Annotated in this window: 12 protein-coding genes and 1 tRNA gene; 7 read left to right on the top strand and 6 right to left on the bottom strand. The window is 45.5% G+C overall.

What is annotated here, in order from left to right; all coding sequences use genetic code 11:
* Nucleotides 1-553 precede the first annotated feature (553 nt).
* Together QT994_RS15295 and QT994_RS15290 are read left to right on the top strand one after the other, a co-directional pair.
* Entirely contained in the window at nucleotides 554-1,921 is a 1,368-nt protein-coding gene (locus QT994_RS15295) for an NAD-dependent succinate-semialdehyde dehydrogenase (RefSeq protein WP_333175881.1), read from the top strand.
* 144 nt (nucleotides 1,922-2,065) lie between these two features.
* Nucleotides 2,066-3,703, top strand: coding sequence for an acetolactate synthase large subunit (locus QT994_RS15290; RefSeq protein ID WP_333175879.1), 1,638 nt, complete (start codon nucleotides 2,066-2,068; stop codon nucleotides 3,701-3,703).
* 787 nt (nucleotides 3,704-4,490) lie between these two features.
* On the opposite strand, the gene QT994_RS15285 is transcribed toward QT994_RS15290, so the two are convergent.
* From QT994_RS15285 to murA, 4 genes are all read right to left on the bottom strand, one after another.
* Complete coding sequence (locus QT994_RS15285; protein ID WP_333175876.1) at nucleotides 4,491-5,366, bottom strand: DMT family transporter; 876 nt, start codon at nucleotides 5,364-5,366, stop codon at nucleotides 4,491-4,493.
* A 163-nt stretch (nucleotides 5,367-5,529) separates the two neighbouring features.
* A tRNA-Leu gene (locus QT994_RS15280) sits at nucleotides 5,530-5,611 on the bottom strand.
* Entirely contained in the window at nucleotides 5,590-6,459 is an 870-nt protein-coding gene (locus QT994_RS15275; RefSeq protein WP_333044488.1) for a M48 family metallopeptidase, read from the bottom strand. The genes QT994_RS15280 and QT994_RS15275 overlap by 22 nt, the downstream gene beginning before the upstream one ends.
* Nucleotides 6,460-6,595: 136 nt before the next feature.
* On the bottom strand, nucleotides 6,596-8,014 hold the full coding sequence (murA, locus tag QT994_RS15270; protein WP_333175874.1) for a UDP-N-acetylglucosamine 1-carboxyvinyltransferase: 1,419 nt from the start codon (nucleotides 8,012-8,014) through the stop codon (nucleotides 6,596-6,598).
* Between the two features lie 365 nt (nucleotides 8,015-8,379).
* Between murA and smc the strand changes: the two genes are divergently transcribed.
* The 5 genes from smc to QT994_RS15245 all read left to right on the top strand — a co-directional run bounded on the left by smc (nucleotide 8,380) and on the right by QT994_RS15245 (nucleotide 18,780).
* Nucleotides 8,380-12,264 (top strand): chromosome segregation protein SMC, encoded by a 3,885-nt coding sequence (smc, locus tag QT994_RS15265; RefSeq protein WP_333175872.1) that lies wholly within the window; start codon nucleotides 8,380-8,382, stop codon nucleotides 12,262-12,264.
* A gap of 68 nt (nucleotides 12,265-12,332) precedes the next feature.
* On the top strand, nucleotides 12,333-13,352 hold the full coding sequence (locus QT994_RS15260; protein ID WP_333175870.1) for a PRC-barrel domain-containing protein: 1,020 nt from the start codon (nucleotides 12,333-12,335) through the stop codon (nucleotides 13,350-13,352).
* Between the two features lie 380 nt (nucleotides 13,353-13,732).
* Complete coding sequence (locus tag QT994_RS15255; RefSeq protein ID WP_333175868.1) at nucleotides 13,733-14,698, top strand: SGNH/GDSL hydrolase family protein; 966 nt, start codon at nucleotides 13,733-13,735, stop codon at nucleotides 14,696-14,698.
* A gap of 143 nt (nucleotides 14,699-14,841) precedes the next feature.
* Complete coding sequence (locus QT994_RS15250) at nucleotides 14,842-16,935, top strand: hypothetical protein (RefSeq protein WP_333175866.1); 2,094 nt, start codon at nucleotides 14,842-14,844, stop codon at nucleotides 16,933-16,935.
* A 12-nt stretch (nucleotides 16,936-16,947) separates the two neighbouring features.
* Nucleotides 16,948-18,780, top strand: a complete 1,833-nt coding sequence (locus tag QT994_RS15245) for a DUF6798 domain-containing protein (protein WP_333175864.1) — start codon at nucleotides 16,948-16,950, stop codon at nucleotides 18,778-18,780.
* Between the two features lie 126 nt (nucleotides 18,781-18,906).
* Here QT994_RS15245 and QT994_RS15240 read toward each other — a convergent pair whose 3' ends face one another.
* Together QT994_RS15240 and QT994_RS15235 are read right to left on the bottom strand one after the other, a co-directional pair.
* Nucleotides 18,907-19,881, bottom strand: coding sequence for a glycosyltransferase family 2 protein (locus QT994_RS15240; RefSeq protein ID WP_333044501.1), 975 nt, complete (start codon nucleotides 19,879-19,881; stop codon nucleotides 18,907-18,909).
* Between the two features lie 83 nt (nucleotides 19,882-19,964).
* Nucleotides 19,965-21,743, bottom strand: a complete 1,779-nt coding sequence (locus QT994_RS15235; protein WP_333175863.1) for a hypothetical protein — start codon at nucleotides 21,741-21,743, stop codon at nucleotides 19,965-19,967.
* Between the last annotated feature and the right edge of the window lie 39 nt (nucleotides 21,744-21,782).

Genomic DNA, 21,782 nt, shown 5'->3' with positions numbered 1-21,782 from the left:
AATGTGTAGTGGAACAGGCCGTCGGGCCTGTTCTTGAGAATGCAAGGCGGGCGGGATACCAGACAAGATATTTCATCCATCTTGCACCATTAATTGTGAATAAAGCTGTCATATCAATTCCGGTTGCACTCCTCCGGAATTGTTGACTGTTGACTGTTGACTGTTGACTGTTGACTGTTGACGGGTCGAAAAACTGAATGGTTGAGTGTTAACTGTTGACTCGATTTTATTATTCTGATGCAACCGGAAACGATATCAGGGGCGGGCGGGACGCCCCACAAGAACATTTAACTTTTGTGGAACAGGCCGTCTAGCCTGTTATTGAGATTTGTGCGTGATTTCAGAAAGACAAATTTTCTTAAGATTTGCGATCGAGACTCTGAACTATAATTAAAAGTAGAGAAATTTAAACAAATCGCGGCACTTGCAACTTGGCAAGACCTGAAAGAAAACGTGGCTGGTAAATTCCTATTTTGTAATACCTTGATACAACTCCCTGCCTAGGCTGAAAACTAGCAGGGAGTTTTGTGTTTTTCACACAGGAGATGAAACCATGGCTATTGCTACTATCAACCCGGCAACGGGAGAAACGCTGAAAACTTTCGAGCCGATCGCGGATGAGGTAATAGAAGGTAAGCTGGAATTAGCACAGCAAGCTTTTAAAAAATACCGCCAACTGCCGTTTGAGCAGAGAGCGCTGTGGATGCAGAAAGCTGCAGACATCTTGGAGCGCGATCGCGAAATTTACGCTGAAATGATGACCCTGGAAATGGGCAAAACGCTCAAATCTGCGATCGGCGAAGTGGAAAAATGCGCCTTAGTTTGTCGGTATTACGCCAAAAATGCCGCTCAATTTATGGCAGATGTACCGGCAACCACCGACGCTAGTAGCAGCTTTGTCCGCTACCAACCGCTGGGCGCTATTTTAGCCGTCATGCCGTGGAATTTCCCATTTTGGCAAGTTTTTCGGTTTGCGGCGCCAGCACTGATGGCGGGCAATGTGGGCTTGCTCAAACACGCTTCCAACGTGCCTCAGTGTGCTTTGAAAATCGAAGAAATTTTCACGCTTGCTGGCTTTCCCGAAGGAGTTTTTCAAACTTTGTTAGTCGGCGCCGACAAAGTAGCCTATATCGTTGCGGACGATCGTATAAAAGCAGCAACTCTCACCGGTAGCGAACCAGCGGGTGAAAGTTTGGCAGCAAATGCGGGCAAAAATTTGAAAAAAGTAGTGCTGGAATTGGGAGGAAGCGACCCCTTTATTGTGATGTCCAGTGCCGATGTAGCAGCAGCTTTATCAACTGCTGTGACCTCTCGGATGCTCAATAACGGTCAATCTTGCATCGCCGCCAAACGCTTTATTTTAGCAGAAGAGATTGCCGACGAATTCATCACAGGATTTGTCGAAAAATTCGAGCAATTAAAAGTAGGCGATCCGATGTTACCAGAAACCGATATCGGCCCTTTAGCTACTCCCACAATCCTCAAAGACTTGGACAATCAAGTGCAAGCTTGCATTCACTCAGGGGCCAAACTGTTGACTGGTGGTCGCCCGTTGTCAAACAAGGGCGGTAACTTTTACTTACCAACTATTCTGGCAGACATTCCCGTGAATGCCTCTGCCCGTCAAGAAGAATTTTTCGGGCCCGTAGCTTTAGTATTCCGAGTTGCAGACATCGATGAGGCGATCGCCCTCGCAAATAGCACATCTTTTGGCTTGGGTGCGTCAGCTTGGACTACAGTAAACTCAGAGAGCGATCGATTTATTTCCGAACTAGAGGCCGGCGCGGTATTCATCAACGGTTTAGTAAAATCTGACCCGAGATTGCCCTTCGGCGGCATCAAACGCTCCGGTTACGGACGCGAATTGAGCATCCAAGGAATGCACGAATTTGTTAACATAAAAACAGTGTGGGTGAAATAAGCTCCCACTCTATCCACCGATCGCACAAATCTACATCAGTCTGCGTTTATCTGCGTTTATCTGCGGTTAAAAATTCCCATTTAGTATTTTTGCGATCGGTTTAAAAAGACCACAAACCCCCATTAACCGAGGAAAAAAACGGAAATGAACACAGCTCAACTATTGGTAAAATGTTTAGAAAATGAAGGCGTCGAATACGTCTTCGGACTTCCTGGAGAAGAAAATTTAGAAATTCTAGAAGCCCTGAGAAACTCTTCAATTAAATTTATTACTACTCGCCACGAACAAGGCGCGGCTTTCATGGCTGACGTTTACGGTCGTCTCACCGGCAAAGCCGGCGTTTGCTTGTCCACCTTGGGTCCAGGCGCAACTAACTTAATGACAGGAGTTGCTGACGCCAACTTAGATGGCGCTCCTTTAATAGCAATTACGGGACAAGTCGGCACAGACAGAATGCACATAGAATCGCACCAATATTTAGATTTGGTCGCTATGTTTGCACCAGTTACTAAGTGGAATGCTCAAATTGTTCGCCCCAGCACGACGGCAGAAATTGTCCGCAAAGCCTTTAAAGTAGCTCAAAGTGAAAAGCCGGGAGCCGTTCACATTGACTTACCTGAAAACATCGCAGCAATGCCTGCTGAAGGAAATCCGCTCACCAAAGACAACCGCGAAAAAACTTTTGGCGCTTACCAAAGCTTGAATAAAGCCGCTGTGGCAATTTCTAAGGCCAAAAGCCCTCTGCTTTTAGTAGGAAACGGCGCAATTCGTGCTAATGGCAGCGATGCTTTGACACAATTTGCTACTCGATTGAATATTCCTGTAGCTAATACTTTCATGGGCAAAGGTGTAATTCCTTACACTCATCCTTTGGCACTGTGGACGACGGGATTGCAAAAACGTGATTATATTAGTTGTGCTTTTGAAGAAACAGATTTAGTGATTGCTGTTGGCTACGATTTGATTGAATATTCCCCGAAGAAGTGGAATCCAGAAGGAAAAATTCCGATTATTCACATTGGATCTTTGCCAGCAGAAATTGACAGCAGTTATATTCCTATTATAGAAGTTGTGGGAGATATTTCTGATTCCCTCAATGAAATTTTGCAGCGTGCCGATCGCATGGAGAAAGTAGACCCTTTTGCTAAGCAATTGCGCGCGGATATTCGCGCTGGGTACGAACAATATGCAGCCGACGACGGTTTCCCGATCAAGCCACAAAAACTCATTTACGATTTGCGGCAAGTCTTGGGCCCGGAAGATATTCTTATATCTGATGTGGGAGCTCACAAAATGTGGATCGCGCGGCACTATCATTGCGATCGCCCGAATACCTGTTTGATTTCCAACGGATTTGCGGCGATGGGAATTGCGATTCCGGGTGCGGTAGCTGCAAAACTCGTTTATCCCGATCGCAAAGTAGTAGCAGCAACCGGCGACGGCGGTTTTATGATGAATTGTCAAGAGTTAGAAACTGCTTTGCGAGTCGGTACTAATTTTGTGACGCTGATCTTTAATGACGGCGGTTACGGGTTAATTGAATGGAAGCAGCAAGATTATTTTGGTCATTCAGATTTCGTCAAATTTGGCAATCCCGATTTTGTGAAATTTGCGGAAAGTATGGGTTTAAAAGGCTATCGAGTGGAAGCTGCAACTGATTTAATTCCGATTCTGAAAGAAGCCCTTGCTCAAGATGTCCCTTGCGTGATTGACTGTCCGGTAGACTATCGGGAAAATGCGCGTTTCAGTCAATTATCTGGGGATATGAGTTGCAATTTGTAAGAGTAGCCCGCAATCAGGAAACGGCACTGCCGTTTCCTCTATCGCCGTGTTGTTGATGGTTATATCCGATCGCACGATCGTGCTTTTTGACAAGTTGGGACGTAAGGGCGATCTCACTTTTTCAGCTTCAAGTATTCGGATTAGCTGTTACCTGCGTGATGTACTGGAGAATTACGTCAAAATCCTTACGGATTTCTGTCAATTGTTTGACCCAAGTATGAGAAGCATAAATCACTTCTTCTTACTTCTGGCGATCGGTTGCAATTTGCTTCTCTATTTCTTCGGAGGTTTTTATTTTAACTTGTCGGAGTTGTTATTCTATCTGAGTTTCGAGGTCTTTGGCAATAGCAATAAACTGGCTCATTCTCTCGCCACGAGCTTCATCTAGTTTCTGATCTAATTTCTCGTTCCTTTTTGACTGCATGGATATCCATTGCAACTGCCACAACTCCTGTAATTTGCCCTACAGCCATCGCCACGTTAGTTATATTTTTGGCACTGTTGACTACCTGCCAGCGTCTGCTGTACTTAGTGTGCTAATTTTAATCAAAAAATGCCCCAAATCCTTGCGGGGCAATATTTTTTAGCAATACTTAACTTAAATTGATGCGTTCTTTCAGTCTATTCAGACGTAGTTTAGTTTTTTGCTAGTTAAACTAATATTTGAGCATACTAAGTATGGAAGACCCGTTTTGGGCTAGTTAAACTAATATTTAAGGGCACTAACTAAGAAAGAGCCTATGTTTTGACTTTTTAGCAACACGCAACAATTCTGTCTCAAATCTAATCACTTCAAACCCAATAATAAGGCGATCCCGCCGATCGCACCAACTACCCCCAAAACAGCCCGAATGCTCACTTTTTCGCCCGCCAACACCGCTAAAGGCAGTATAAATAGGGGACTGATAGAACTGAGTGTTTGAGCGATTGCTGCGGGTGCATATTTCAGGGAAGTCTGTTGCAGGAAAATACCGAGATAGGTTCCTAAAAAAGCTGCTAGTATTATTGCACCTAATAGTTTTGGTGCTTTTAATTGTTGGAAAGTGTCAAGGTTTGTTGGCTTCAAAAAGCATAGCATAACTGCCATACCACCGCTCAAACGCAAGGCGGCTGTCCACAGGGGATCAATATCTATTTGAGTGAAGGCGGCGCGGGATAAAATTGCTCCAGCGGCGTGGGTTGTTTGTCCTAATAAACTAATACCTAATCCTTGCCAAAGATGTTTTGATGATAAGGTTGTTTCGGCTGTTCGTTCTGCAATTACCCAAGCTACGCCGCAGATTGTTAAAAGAATGCCAGTACAAGCAATGGGCGATAACTTTTCTTGCAAAAATATTAAGCCCAATAAAGCTGTTAAAGGGGGAGATAGGGTTTCTAAAAGCAGCGTTCGCCTCGCGCCTAAATATTTTAATACGATAAAGAAAGCGGTGTCTCCGATGCCAATTCCTAGGCCGCCGCTGATGAGCAGCATTGCTAAAATATTAGGGTTGATTGCGGGTAAGGGTTTGCCTAATATTAGTACAGTTGCAAGGAGCATGAAAAGGGCGATCGCGCCTTTGAGCAAGTTTAGCACCACTGCGGGGATTTGCTGTCCTACTCGCTGCCAGATTGTGGAAGATAGAGCCCAGACAAATGCAGCGCCTAAAGCGGCTAATTCACCCATAAAATGTGTTGGCTGTTGACTGTTGACTGTTGACTGTTGTCATTAGTTACCAATTCGCAATTCGCGATGCCCGATGCCCGATGCCCGATGCCCGATGCCCCATATAAATTAGGGTTCCAGACTTATCATCTGGAACCCTAGATTTATTAAGATTTTCTAGCAGTGGGCGGGGAGAGAATCGAACTCTCATACCTTTCGGTGTCAGATTTTGAGTCTGATGCGTCTACCAATTTCGCCACCCGCCCTTTTTCGTTTCACCATCATAACACAGCGATCGATTTTTTGCAAGCAAAGATTCATAATCTTTTGAACTTGCCCAGCGATCGATCTCTCTGGCGCGCAATACTGGTACAGGATGGGACAACTGAGCCGTCTGAGCTTGTTTGAGCATATCTCCGAGTTGAGTGCTGCTGAGGTCGTCGTAGGCCCGGGCCTGCGCCAAAAACGCATCGACATTCAGTTTCGGAGCTAAAGTCGGCGAACCTCCGGCCAGCTTCATCAACACCGATGCTACCACTCTTGGGTCTTGGGTGGCGAGCAACGCGGCGCGATCGCACGTAAATTCCGCACACCGCAACCATTCCAACATTTGCGCCTGCAAACCCTGCGCGAGCACGGTTCCCACAGGCGAAATTTGACCTGCGGCCAACACAATTAAATTAGCCAGAGTCAGGTAAACTCCGTGCTCGCACTTCAAATGCCCCAACTCGTGAGCGATTACTGCCTTGACTTCCTCGTCTGTGAGCAAATCAATCAGAGAAGTGTGCATCACCACAAAAGGCTGTTTTCCCCGCATCGCAAAGGTGTAAGCATTTGGCATCGGATGCTGGCGGACATAAAGCTGCGGCGGTTCCAAATCCAGAGTTTTGCAGGCATCCAACAGCAATTGATGCAGGTGGGGCAATTGATTTTCGCCGACTTGGACGCTGGAAGCCAGATTTTCGAGCATGAAAAACTGTTCGCCAAGTTGTCCCAGCAACTGCCGCACAATCAAATCCAGGCCTGGCAGTTGTTTGAGACTGTTGGTGGCTTCCAAGTCTAGCGGGTGGCGAAACTGGTCTGCTTTTAAACCGATGAGCGGTATGTTCGACATTTTAGTCAGTTGGGAATGGGGAATGGGGAATTGGGAATTGGGCATGGGGCATGGGGAATTGGGCATGGGGAATTCTTTTGCTTCTTCCTTTTTTCCTCTTCCTTCTTCCTTCTTCCTTCTTCCTTCTTCCTTCTGACTACTTTAAACCCGATCGCACGGGATTGACAGGAGCCTCAGCAGTCGCCGGGTCTGTACCCTCTTTGACCCGTCGCAACTTAGCTCCCAATTTTTGCAGTTTCACCTCTAACTGCTCGTAGCCGCGGTCTAAGTGCTGCAAGCTGCTGATGGTGGTGACACCCTCGGCTGCAAGTCCCGCTAACACTAACGCCGCCGAAGCCCGCAAATCTGTTGCCACTACTGGCGCACCAGACAGCCGCGACACTCCGCGCACAATCGCTACATTGCCTTTAAGGCGAATGTCCGCGCCCATGCGGTTGAGCTCTGCTACGTGGCGCAAGCGATTCTCAAACACGGTTTCTTTGATCAAGCTGTCGCCTTCGCTCAGCGTCAGCAAAGCCATAAACTGAGCTTGCATATCTGTGGGGAAACCGGGATAAGGCAGAGTTTCGATGTCTGTGGCCGAGTGAGTTTGGCCGGGAACTATCCGCAAAATGTCGGGGGATTCTGCAATAATTTTCGCCCCAATAGTCTTCAATTTGGCAATGACTGCGGTCAGGTGGTCGGGAATTACCGGCGACAAACTGATTTCGGAGTGAGTGATGGCTCCGGCTACTAAAAATGTCCCGGCTTCAATGCGATCGGGAATAATTGAATAGTCTACCGCGTGCAGCTTGGGAACTCCCGAAATGACGATCGTATTCGTGCCGGCGCCTTGAATTTTTGCTCCCATGGCGCGGCAGAAATTCGCCAAATCTGCGACTTCCGGCTCTTGAGCGGCATTTTCAATTATGGTTTCTCCTTCCGCCAGAGTCGCCGCCATCATCAAAGTTTCAGTTGCGCCGACGCTGGGGTAGTCCAAATAAATTTTGGCTCCTTTCAGGCGGCGGTTCGGCCCTTTGACGTAAGCGTGAACCGTGCCGTGGTCGATGTGGACTTCGGCACCGAGGGCTTGCAGACCGCGAACGTGGAGTTCAACGGGTCGGGCACCGATGGCGCACCCACCGGGCAAGGGCACTTTGGCAAATCCCAAACGCGCTAGCAGTGGGCCGATGATGAAGAAGCTCGCCCGCAGTTGGCTGACTAATTCGTAGGGGGCTTGAGCGTCTATGAGGTTGCTGGCGTTGATGTCTAAAACGTCCCCGTTCTGCTGTAATTTGACTCCTACAGCCGAGAGAATTTGCCCCATGCGGGCGACATCGACTAGACCGGGAACGTTGCGGAGACGGCAATCCTCTGGGCATAGCAGGGCTCCTGCCATGACTACTAAGGCCGAGTTTTTGGCGCCGCTGATTTTGACGTGTCCTTTAAGGGGTTCGCGACCCCAAATTTGTAATACTTGTTGTTCGTCGCTTTCAGGGGAAGCTGGCAGGTTAGATGAGTTCTGAGCTGGTGTAATGGGTTTGCCCTCCATAATGCGCTTCGTTACTTTATACATTATTAATTTTGGTTCGATTTTACCGGAAAGTTTTTATATGTCTAGGGGTAACATTAGGAATTTCCGGAATTATATTTGCTGGCAGTCAATCTGGGCAAGGCTTTCAGGTTTACTCGCACCAATATTGTCCATCTAGTCTCATGAAGTTATCTGTATCAAACTTTACGTTCATTTGTAGCGTTCGCTCCGCTCACAGATGTTGTACCTTTGTCAACGAACTTTTTAAGTAAAACCCGGCTGGGTTGTTGACAAAGGTGTAATATATCTGTTCGATCGACAATGCCAGAAAGTTAACACATTGTCGATCGCCCCATTGCCTGTGCTACCCTGTGACAACAACCTAGAGCCAAAGCTACTCCTAGCATATGGTTCACATTAAACGGATCGAACTGACTAACTTTAAATCTTTTGGCGGCACGACGGCCATTCCCGTGCTGCCCGGTTTTACTGTGGTTTCCGGACCCAACGGTTCTGGGAAGTCCAACATCCTCGACGCTTTGCTGTTTTGTCTCGGACTTTCGAGTTCTAAGGGAATGCGGGCTGAACGTTTGCCGGATTTGGTCAACAGCGCCCAAAACAAACGCGGTACGATCGAAGCTAGCGTGACTGCGACTTTTGCGCTGGAAGATGTGGGAGAGGAATGGTTCGCCCGGGATGAAGATGAGGAGGAAAATGCAGCAGATGAGTTATCTGTTGAAGCTGAGGAAGTCGAAGCGATAGAAATTGCCGAAACTCAAGACAATAACGGCCAATCATCTGCTAATCGAGAATCGCCTCTATCTGTTGAAGAAGCCGAAGGGATAGAAACTACCGAAACTCAAGACAACAACGGCCAATCATCTGCCAATCGAAAATCCAAAATCCCAAATCCAAAATCGGACGAGTTATCTGTTGAAGACGTAGAAGAGATAGAAATCGCAGCAACTCAAGACAACAACGGACAACTACTCGCTACTAATAAAAAATCCAAAATCCAAAATCCAAAATCGGATGAGTGGAGTGTGACGCGCAAACTTCGGGTAACTCGCCAAGGTACTTACACTTCAACTTATTACATTAACAGTCAACCTTGCACGCTGACTCAACTTCACGAACAACTCAACCGTTTGCGAATTTATCCCGAAGGCTATAACGTCGTCCTGCAAGGAGACGTTACGAGCATTATTTCGATGAATTCTAAGGAACGCAGAGAAATCATTGACGAATTGGCTGGAGTGGCTCAGTTCGATCGCAAAATCTCCTTAGCTAGGCAGAAGTTGGATGAAGTTAAGGAGGTGGAAGAACGCAGCAGTATTGTAGAAAAAGAGCTGATTTCTCAGCGCGATAGACTTGCTTCCGATCGCACAAAAGCGGAAAAATATCAAAAATTGCGGGCGGAATTTCAAGAAAAGTCGCAGTGGGAAATTGTGCTGAAATTCCGTCAATTGCAGCAGCAAGAATGGAAACTGCGAGAACAAATCGAAACGGGCGATCGCACTTCTGCATCTCTCACCGAACAACTGCAAACAATTAGCACCCAAATTCAAGAAGCAACCGCCGAACTTGACGCGCTGAATGCCCGCGTTAAAGCTTTGGGAGAGTCGGAATTGTTGGCTTTGCAAGCGACGATTGCCACTCAGGAAGCGGAAAGGCGGCAACTGCAAAACCGCAAACAGGATTTGGAAAAAACTGCTGGGCAAATGGCGGCTAATATAGCACAAACCGAGGAAGAAGTTCGGCAATTCCGGCAAAGTTTGGAGCAAATTGAGATTGAAATATCTTATGTTAAGTCTCAAATAGGAAGTTTGCAGGAACAGCGGGATGCAGCCCAGGAAAGTTTAGATGAAAGTCGGGAAGTTGCAAATGCGATCGCCTCGACGGCCGAAGTTTGGGTGCAGCAGCAAACGGAACTGCACCGCCAAATCGAAACAATTCAACAAACTTTGGAACCGCAGCGTACAGAACAAGCTACCATTGGCGAAAGAGCCGATCGCCTGCAAAGTCAAATTCAAGAACAAAACCAATCGCTGCAAGTATTGGAACAGGAAATTACAGCGAAAAAAGAGCAGCAATCTCGCCTTCTCGAAACTAAAGGCGTTGCCTCTTTGCAAGTAGAATCGCTGACTCAGATTTTAGTCGAAGCCGAACAAGAATTGCAACTGCAACAGGAAACTCAAACTCGTTTGTTGGAAGAACAGCGGGAAAGACAGCGCAAATTAGACAAACTAGAAGTGCAGTTTCAAGCACTGCAAGAAGCGACCGGAACGTTTACTGCAAAAATTGTCGCGCAAAGCGGAATTGGCGGAGTTTGCGGCTTGGTGGCTCAACTCGGCAGGGTAGAACCGCGCTATCAGTTGGCGCTGGAAATTGCGGCGGGCGGGCGCATGGGAAATATGGTGGTGGAAGATGACAGCGTTGCTGCTGCTGCGATCGAATTGTTGAAACAAAAACGGGCGGGAAGGATGACGTTTTTGCCTTTGAATAAGATTAGGGGCGGCAGGTATTCGGTGAATGAAAATTTGCGGCGCGCGGCTGGGTTTGTGGATGCGGCTGTTAATTTGATTGATTGCGATTCGCGGTATCAGGAAATTTTTGCTTACGTTTTTGGCAGTACGGTTGTGTTTAGCAACCTCAGCGACGCCCGCCGCTATTTGGGACAGTACCGAATTGTCACTTTGGACGGGGAAATTTTGGAAACTAGCGGGGCGATGACTGGGGGAAGTTCTACTAACAGATCTACCTTGCATTTTGGCACGGTTGAGGCTAGCGAGGCTGCTAGTGAAGCCAGGACGATTGCGTCTTTGCAAGAAAGGTTGGAGGAAATTGAGCGGATTTTGGAACGGTGCAAAATTGCGATCGAGCGCGCGTCTATTGCAGTGAAAACTCGCAGCCAAGAATTGATGGAAGCAAAACAGAATTTGCGCGAAAATCAGTTGCGATTGGAACAGTTGGATTCAGAAATTAAGAATTTGCAAGCGCAACAGGAACAAGTGCGATCGCAAATTGCGAAAAATACACAGGAATTAACTAATTCGCGATCGAGATTGCAGTTGCTGGAACGAGAATTGCCCGCACAAGAAACTCAATTGCAGCAGTACCGGCAAACTTTGGCGCAGTTGGAGGAGTCGAACAGTCACAGCGAATGGCAGCAAATGCAATCGAGTTTGCGCGCTCTGGAAGCGCAACTGCAAGAGCGAGAATTGGCTCTGAGAAACGTCCAGCAGCGCCTTGTAGACTTGGAAAATCAATTCGGGCGTTTGGAAGACAAAATTAAGGAAGGCAGCGAGAAATTGCAGGAATGGCAAGTGCAGCAAAACGCGGGGGCGGATGCACTCGATCGCATTGTTTCGCAGCAATTAGAACTCGATCGGCAAATTGCGGAAGCTAAGGCGGCTTTGGGGGAAATTGAGGAAAAATTGGGCGTGCAGAAGGGAGATCGCGATCGGGCAGAATCTCAACTGCGAGAGAAGCATTTAGCCAAACAACAGTTACAATGGCAGTTGCAAAAACTCCACGAAACCCAGCAAGAACGCCGGGAACAATTGAGCGCAGTCCGCACTCTATTGGAAGCGCAGCGGGCGGAAATGCCCGACCCCGTGCCGTCGATTCCTGAAAATGTCGAGAAAGCCAATTTGACGGAATTGCAGCAGGAAGTAAAGGCGATCGCCAAACGCATTCAAGCTTTAGAACCAGTCAATATGCTAGCCTTGGAAGAGTACAACCGCACTCAAGAACGCCTTCAAGAATTGAGTCAAAAATTGACGACATTGGAAGGAGAACGCACTGAACTGCTGTTGAGAATCGAAAATTTTACCACACTCAGGCGGCGCGCTTTTAAAGAAGCTTTCGACGCGGTTAACGAGAACTTCCAGACTATCTTTGCGGAACTTTCCGAAGGCGACGGCTATCTCCAGCTAGATGACCAGGAAGACCCCTTCAGCAGCGGCTTGAATTTGGTTGCTCACCCGAAAGGCAAACCCGTACAGCGGCTGGCTTCCATGTCTGGAGGCGAAAAGTCGCTGACGGCGCTGAGTTTTATTTTTGCCCTGCAACGCTACCGCCCGTCTACGTTTTACGCTTTTGATGAAGTGGATATGTTTCTGGATGGGGCAAATGTGGAGCGATTAGCTAGAATGATAAAACGACAGTCTGAACAAGCCCAGTTTATTGTTGTGAGTTTGCGGCGACCTATGATTCAATCGGCTGAGCGTACAATTGGCGTTACTCAAGCGCGGGGAGCTTATACTCAAGTCATAGGACTGAAGTTGTAGTCCCGGAGTTTATGTTAACGCTCGTGTTGAGTGATATATGTACTTAATAAATCAGGATTAAAGTTAGAATGACATCCGAACAAATCTGCCAACGCTCCGACATTCTAGGCACTCAGGTCATCACCCGCGACAGAGGTAAACGCTTGGGGGTGGTTAGTCAATTGTGGGTGGACATTGACCGGCGGGAAGTTGTGGCGATCGGTCTGCGTGATAATATATTCGCGGTCGCTGGAATGCCGAGGTTTATGTTCCTCAACAATGTCAGCGAAATCGGCGACGTGCTGTTGGTGGAAGATGAGAGCGCGATCGAAGATGATGTTGATGTTGAAGTCTACAGCATTTTGATTAACAGCGAAGTTATTACCGAAACCGGCGAACTTTTGGGTAGAGTGCGGGGCTTTAGGTTCGACCCCGAAGACGGTAAGTTAGTTTCTATAATTATCGCTTCCCTGGGAATCCCCCAAATCCCCGACCAAGTTCTCAGCACTTACGAGTTGGGGATTGAGGAAATTGTCAGCAGCGGCCCAAATCGCTTGATTGTGTTTGAAGGTTCCGAGGAAAGGCTCAGGCAGCTTAGTGTGGGTTTGCTGGAGCGCGTTGGTTTGGGCCAAGCACCTTGGGAACGGGAAGAGGACGAGCAAGGTTATTATCCGAAACCCGTGGCTACGGGAAATCAATTGGGCCCGGGCGTGCGGATACCTGCACCGGAAATGCGTAGCAGGGTAGCCGCGCCTGCGGTTGAGGAAGTTCCTTGGGATGAGGATTCGCAATGGAACCGGCCTCCGGTGCGGCAGCCGCAGCAGATGCGCGCGGTGCAGCCTGAGCCGATCGACGATTACGAGGATTACGAAGAGGATAATTGGGGCGGCGAGGAGGACGATTACGAGGAGGAGTACGAGGCGAAGCCGCAGTACACTCGCTCTGAGAGTTTTCGCCCGAAGGAGCCGGTGGTAGAGTACGAGTACGAGGATGATGTGGAGGCGGATGCTTGGGCTGACGATGAGGCACCGAAGCCTTACCAGGCTCCTCGGGTGAATATCCCTGAGAAGACAAAGACTCCTGAGTACGAGGAGGAAGCGAATTATTAGGAATTAATCCATCGGTTGGGCGGGTTTACGAGATTGTGTGTTTTAGACATAGATAGTTGGTGAAATCCGCCCCTACAATTGTCTGTAGGGGCGGGTTTTACAAACAATATTTGAGGTTCACAAACAATTTAGATAAACCCGCCCCCACACAGCCGATAATCTAGATTAACCTGATGTCCGAGAGCATCCAAAAAATGTAGATTCAGATTATTCGTTGGGCGGGGCGGGTTGATTATATTGTTGGTCTTACGCCGATATGGTTGGTGAAACCCGCCCCTACGATAAATTATGAAAAAAATTTTATTAAAAGCTCTATTTTCAGATTAATAACTTATATAATTTTCCCAATATTTCTATCCACCACCACGGCTGAAATTGTCTTGCGAGTTGCGGGATACAAACCCTGGCAAATAGAAAATGTTGATGTTGCCGTCGAACCAAAAGGTAATTTTTTCACCAAACACTCTGAACTCGGCTACAAACATTTGCCGGGAAAATTCAAAGTTACACTTAACGGCAATTACTCCTTTAATGCCACTCACCTCAATAATAGTTTAAGAATCACACATCCACTCAATACTTACCATCAATCCTCAAAAAAACCTGAAATTTGGATATTTGGCTGTTCTTTTACCTACGGTTGGTCATTGAATGACAGCGAAACTTATGCTTGGCTGCTGCAAGAGAAATTACCCCAATATGAAATAGTAAATTTTGGCGTTAACGGCTACGGCACGCTGCACTCGTTTATTCAATTCAAAGAAGCACTCAAACAAGGAAAGAAACCCAAAATTGCGGTGATTGCTTATGCGGGATTTCACGACCGTCGCAATACTTTGTTGAGGGCGAGAAGCAAGCAAATGTCAGCTTGGAATAAACTCGGTATTCTGTGGCAGCCGGATGCTAGGCTGAATGGAGAAAAGAATTTTACCTACAAGATGGCAAAACTTGAATATCACGAGTTCCCCCTGATGCGAGTTTCCGCATTAAGCCATTTTTTGGAGGTTAATTACAATCAAGTTGAAGAGGGATTGTATAGAAGCCATGAGGTTTCTAAGGAAATTATTGAAGAATTTAACCGTGTGGCTGAGGCTAATGGTGTTAAATTAGTTGTTGCGGGAATTAATGCCGGTTCTGCTAAGATGCTGGAGGAGTTAAGTCAGGAGGGAATTGCTACGGGAGATATTTCGGTTGATTTGAAAATACCTGCCAACAATAATTTACCTCATGATATTCATCCAAGTGCGATCGCCAATCGGCAATATGCAGAAAAGTTGGCCGGTGTTTTACAAGGTAACTTAACGAACCGCGAAGGCGCGTTAGGCGAAGCCGCGCGTAAGCGCTAGGGCGCGAAGGAAGAGAGAAAAAGGAAGTTTAGGAGTTATTTAGGGTTGCTAGAGTGATGGTATTATTTGATTTTAATTCCTTAAAATTTCCTCGAAAGTTTCTAATTGATGGGTTTTTCCTATTTTTACTTGTTCTCGTCACAGTGGCAGTAACATCAATCTATGTATCCAGCGAACATACTTTTTATTGGTGGGATTACGCGGGCTACAACACCGCTACAGTCAACACGGCAAATTTATTTCGAGACTCGCCAGATAAAGCATGGCGCGGAGTTATAGAATCACTATCTAAGGAAAAAAACCTATTAATCTCTTTGCCGTTAGTGCCGTTTATTCTCTTATTTGGCGATTCTCGGCTGAGTTACATTCTCAGCGTATCCCTAATTTATGTGCTGCCGTTTCGCCTGTTGCTGGGGGCAATTTCTGCAAAGCTAATTCCAGTTTATTCCCGCCGGGTGTTTTGGTCAACTGTGCTGCTAAGTTTATTAATTCCTATGAGTTGGATACCGACTCTGCGGGGATATCTGGATACGGGCGGCTGTGTGTTTGTAGCCTTGGCAATTTGGGTTTATTTGCAGGATGTTAAGCTGAAATATTGGTGGAAAATCCCGTTAATTGGGTTTTTGCTGGCGGCGGCTATTCTGTTGCGACGCCATTTTGCTTATAGTGCGATCGCATTTTTGGGTGCAGCGACTTTACAGGCTTTCATCGAGTTTATTGTACTAATATACGGTAGGAAAACGGCGTTGTCGTCTTCAAAAGACAAGGACGCGGCAGTGCCGTTTCCCTACAGATGCTTGTTTGAATCCGGTGTTAAATTGGGTTTAATAGCTGCAACTAGCTTGACTATTTTAATGTTGGTAGCGGGAGATTTTACTCGCAGTGCTCTGACGGTTGACTACCGCAATTTGTATGTCGCTTGGAGTTTGCCTGTAAAGGATATTTTAACTCGTTATGCGTCTTTTTACGGTTTGGGAACTTGGCTGCTGGTACTGATTGGTTTTTCGGCGGGAATTCTCACCCGAATCCTGGTTCCGGCGGCGGCTATTTTTGTTTCGTTGTTTGGGGTTTTCTCGCTGATTGAATGGCTGTTAGTTTTGCGTTACGGCTACTTGCACTATACAATTCATATTACACCGATCGCACTTTTAGGATTGTCCACATTTTTCTGGACAACTTGGCTAACACTCAAGGGAAAAGTCCGGTATTTCATGCTGGGCGCGGCGGGTTTGTATCTGGTTTTGAATGCCGCAGTCGGGTTAATTCCTCTCAAAATTGATTTGTCAAGACTGTTTGTGGGGAATTTTCCGCCGTTAGTGCGATCGGACTACGACGAAGTTGTAAAATTAGTAGAGTTTCTGCGAAAATTAGCACCCAACGAAGAACCGATTTATATTGCCGGTGCTTCTAACAGTTTTAATGCTAACATCCTCAGACAAGCCAACCGAAAATTAAACCCGCCGGAGGGCTGGTGGAAATTAAATACAATCGGGAGGCCGCAAATTGACTCGCGCGATACTTACCCGCTACCGGAGTTGTTGCAGTCACAATATGCGGTGGTTGCTGTACCTTTTCAGCAGGTGTTACCTACTGACGAACAAGTTTTGCGATCGCACGAACAAGATGTTGTTAAAGTTGTGTACGATGCCTTTACTCAAAACTGGGAAATTGCCCGCGATTTCCAATTGCTACCGGAACAGTTTAAGCTAGAAAACGGCGTGACAGTCAGCGTTTACCGGAGGATGCGGCAGACTGATACAGCAACGGCAGTTAGGACTCTGGATGCGATGCAGCGGCAAATAGGCGATCGACCTGGCACGCAGTTAGATTGGATTAGTTTGCATCAATCAATCTACACAAGTGCCAATTATTCAGTCAGTCAAGAATCGGATAACCTATATAATATTGTAACTCATCCAATTAAAAACAGCCAGAAACTCGATACATCTTTCCTGTATTTAGGTTCCATCTCAGACAAAGCAAAAGTTACCGGCAAACTCAATTTACCTAACAAACAATGTCCGGGAATTGCCCTGCGCTTGACTTTGTGGGACAAGCAAGGTAAATTAGTAGACTCAGCAGAGATGGCTTATAGTCAAAAAAGTGCGATCGGCTTAAATCTATTAGTTGAGGGCAAAAATCCCACTTATCTGCTACTTGAGGTATTGAGTAGCAGCAAACAGGATTTAACAAAGCAATGCCAACTGGAGATTAACAATTTGGCTGTCCGTCGGTAAGTGGAACCATCAATGCAGAAACATCAAAAATCCAACTGGTATTTTAATCTATCTCTCTATACTTTTGTTATCATCGGTTCCCTGATGGCTACAGGGTATATTTTCCCCATTGGAGGCAATTTCCCCGAAGTGCCACCCATTCAATTTATGTTAAATCCTGAACTATACAAAAATGACTATTACGTTCAGGAAATGGTTAAATTTAATCCCAGATATTACTATTATTATATTATTTATTTGCTCGCCAACTTAGGCACAAGCATTCCCCAAGCGCATTTTATTTATCAATTCCTAGCCTTCGGTTCATTTATCCTAGCTTGCTACGCAATTATCAATATCTATACTAATTCCAAACTGCCTGCCGCAGCGATGGCTTTTTTATGTATAGCCGCTTCATTTACAGATGTTGGTAACACCCTAATATTTTCCACCAAATCAGTACCCAGTACCTTCGCTATGGCCTTCGCAGTCTGGGGAATTTACTTTAGTTTGCGCCAAAAATGGCTGATCGGATATTTCTGTTTTGGACTGGGTTGTTTGCTGCAATTTTTAGTTGGTTTGTTGCCCGGATTGATGATGCTTCCTGTTTTATTTATTGAATCTGTAAGACAGCGGAAGTTTAAAACATTGATTTTGGCGATCGCACTTTTAGCAGCAATGGCAAGTATCGTTTACGTACCGATGTTATTAACAGGTACTACCAGCACTCACACTATCGATAATGCCCAGTTTGTCTACATTCACGCTAAAGTCCGCAACCCCCACCACATCCTCCCGTCAAATTGGGGTTTGGGGAATTGGTTCAACTTTATATGTTTCATAATTGGTGGCTTGCTGTGCATCAAAAAATCCGATTTATTGCCACAAGAAGACAAGATTATTTTTTATACAATTGTTAGTACATCGATTTTGGCTCTGTTTCTGAATTACATATTTGTAGAAGTTTATCCTTTGGCTTTTATGGCCAAACTACAGTTAGCTAGGACTGTACCTTTTGCTCAATTAATTATATTTATTGCTGTTGCTTTGATGGTCGATAGACTTTACAGAGACCAACAAATAGCTATTAGCTTGTTGCTGTTAGCTATTCTAACATTGCCTTTTAGAGGTATCATTTTCCTAGGATTATCAGTTTGGTCAACAAAAAAATACGCATTTCCCAAACAATATAATATATTGTGGTGGATTTTAGCAGTAGGAACGGTAATTTTCAGCGTGATATATCCGCTGACTGATTCATGGGAAATAATGGGCGATCGAATAATTAGCATCCCAATTTTTTTCTCAATCCTCGCCTTCCCCTTCATTTTAGAAGAAACATCCGTTGCTACATCTATAAAACAGACTCTAACTCACACATTAGCCTTAATAACTACCGCCACCTTAGTTTTGGGAGTAGCAGGAATTCTGCCCAAACCTATATTAAATGTATTTCAAACAAGAGTTAATATCAATGCCGTTCCCAGGGACGACTTAAGCAAATTAGCTGTGCGCTTTTCGCAAATTAGCAGCCGCGATTCACTCGTATTAATTCCACCTTCAGTTACCAACTTCCAGTTTTTCTCCGAAAGAGCGATTGTCGTGAATTTCAAGAACTTTCCCTTTACCGAAAAAGGCATCAAAGAATGGCAAACTCGGATGGAAACCGTTTTAGGAGTTCCCTTAAACCCGCAAATGATTTGGGGAGGAAATGACTTTTTTATCCGTCGCAGCAGTGCAGATTTAGTCAAGGTAGCCAGAAACTATCATGCCGATTATATCCTGACTCGTACTGACTGGCATCCCAATATTCAAGGGGAAATCGCCGACAAACAAGGCAAATGGATACTTTATAAAATTAGGTAATAGGTATTTAGTAAAACTTGTTAAATCTCAATTAGACTTTTATCTTAGTCTGCGGAGACAGACTTTGCTTGTCTATAAGCAACTTCAAGATCCGATTTATCTGCGTTAATCAGCCTTAATCTGCGGTTAAATATCAAAACCCGAATCATCAATAATTTCGCTAATTTGCTTGTCCACATAATCCGCATCCACATTCCGCGCCATCAACTCAGCTAAAATCCCCAAAGAAATCAACTGCACCGACAGAATTGTACACAAAATCCCAAAAAATAACAAAGGTCGATTTCCGATCGGCCCAAAATTCATCCCCGCCAAATTCAGAAACCAAATAACTATTAAATAACTCAGCGAAACAGTGCCAACCAAGCCAAAACACAATCCCAAACCCCCAAACAAATGACCCGGTTTGTGTAAATACTGCGTCGTGGCTAACACCGTCAACAAATCAATAAATCCCCGCGCATAACGTTCCCAGCCGTAATTCGATTTTCCGTGCTTGCGCGGATGATGTTCCACAACTACTTCGCCAATTTTAAACCCTAAATTGTTTGCTAAAGCCGGAATGTAGCGGTGCAATTCCCCGTACAATTTAATCGACTGCAAAACTTCCCTGCGATAAGCTTTAAAACCACAATTCATATCGTGCATTTGCACCCCAGTTAGCAAACACGCAACGGCATTAAACAGCTTGGAAGGTAAAGTTTTAGAAAGCGGGTCGTTCCGCTGTTTTCGCCAACCGGAAACTAAATCAAATCCAGATTCTAAATGATGTAAAAATTTGGGGATTTCAGCGGGGTCATCCTGAAGGTCAGCATCGAGAGTAAAGATAATTGTCCCTGCTGCATTACGAAAGCCTGCTGAAAGTGCGGCGGATTTGCCAAAATTGCGGCGCATTTTAATCGCTTTAATTAGTTGGGGATGCTGGCTGGCTAAATCGGCGATTTCTTGCCATGAATAATCGCGGCTACCGTCATCTATGAAAATGACTTCGTAATTGTCAATTTCGGTTTGGGACATAACAATTTGGATTTTATCAAACAGCAATTTGATGGTGGCTTCTTCGTTGTGAACGGGAATTACGAAGCTGAGGTGTTTTGACATAGGGCTATTTTATTTCATTTATGTTGTAAAGGAGATTTTTTTATTAGCTGCAAAGGGCGCAGAGAAGGAGAAAGAGAGGTGTTTTAATTTTTATCCATAACTTGGGAGTTCCGCAAAGCTACCCAACCTTCGCGGTTTTTAAAGGAGGCATAAGCTGTCAATAATTTATCTGTTGGTGATGTTTGAATGTATCCTCTCCAAGCTGCGAATTCGTAGGAAGGGCCAAACAAGTTAACTAAATCTGGGCGCGGAAATCCTGACATGGCAAAACCTCGAACGACATTTTCTTGGTTTAAAATTGCAATACATTTTACATTGTTTTCGGGATCTCCTACCCAGCCAATTACTCTGGAAGATGCGGGTGCAAGTTTAGTTAATGTATCAAAATATCCGGGTACTCCGTCTTTGGGTGCTGACAATAAGTTAGGATCAATTTTTCTGTCTAATGCTGCACAGAAATTGTGCTTTTTGATGTCTCGATTAAATGGCACTAAATTGTTAGTTTTTAAGGCGTCGATTAACCCGATAAAAGCGGCCGGTCTATTGCCTACGCGCTCTTTAATTAGCGTTACGTCGGTGATGCCTAATTGCAGTGATAATGCTACTAACGGTTGATAGGTTGCTCTGCGGGCGATCGCCATTGCAGTTTCGCCTCCCACACCGTACATTAAAATAATCGCAACTGTCGCGACTGCAAACAGCGGTGTCAGCCAACGCCCTTGAATTCTTGGTGTGGGCTGCAACTCGCGCACCCACAATACTGTCAGCACAACTGTGCTCATCCAAAACAAGGCTGGAAGTGTGGCGTAGCGGGAAGCGGTGGCCTGTTCGACGCCAAATCCCGATCGACTAACCGCGGCCATTAACGCCGTTTGCAGCGTGTAAAGTTGAATTGATAGCCAAGGCAGCCAATCGGCGCGATTGACCTTTTTTACAAATAGCCAATAACCCACAAAACCCGTCGCTGCAATCAAACCAATTATACCAATAATTGAAGCAACAATAATATTTTCGCTAAAAATTCCGCCGAGATACGTGGGAATATATTCGAGAGCTTTCAGCGGGTTGATTTTAGTTAAAGAAGGGTGATAAGATGGAGTTTTATAAGTTAAAAAATAAATGCCAATTACCGCAATCGAAGCAATGAAATACAAATAAGTTAATCGCCGAGGAAAGCGCAGCACAACAGCAGCAGCACACAATATCGGCCACAAAGCTAAAGGAGTGCTGTAACTAATACAGCCTAAAACGCCAAAAACAATGCTGCCAATTACCCACTTATTTTGTTTCCATTCTTCGTTACCCGGCTCTGCCTGGGAATGAAGATCCAGAGGCTCCCCCTCCCTCTTATTTAACAAAAGCGTCACATAGGATTGCAAACAAAATATCGAACAAATCACAAATAAATTAGCAATTATCCAGTGAACGCCGCTGAATCCCCGCATCCAATTGTGAGCCGCCGCCGGAGTAAAGTTAAAAATAGAAATGCAAAGGAGTAGCGAGATAAATTGCAGAGGAAAACGCCTCAAATTTAACGGAAGCAGAGCAATTAATACGTGGCACTGCATCCAAGCCAAGAACCAGGCAACTAAACATAAACCAATATTTGAACCTTGGGTGACAACTATATTCAAGCCATAAATAATTGCCGGAATCAAGACAAAATGCTCGTTCGCCCGAAATATCCAATTAAAAGGATTGGTAGAAAAACCGTCTACTGAATAAAAATTCCACGTCATCCACCAATAATCAAAATTAGACAAGTCTCCCGCTTGGGATATCAGGTACAAAATATATGACGCTGGTATTAGAATGCCCAAAACTGATGCGGCAATTAAAATATATGGTTGCTTGACTTTCATGGATTCGGACAGGGGGAGATTTTTAATCGATTTGGGCTA

It is taken from the genome of Microcoleus sp. S13_B4, from assembly GCF_036700885.1.
Lineage (GTDB): Bacteria > Cyanobacteriota > Cyanobacteriia > Cyanobacteriales > Microcoleaceae > Microcoleus.
Note: the sequence above shows the minus strand (reverse complement) of the source record. Positions and strands in the feature narration are given on the sequence as shown.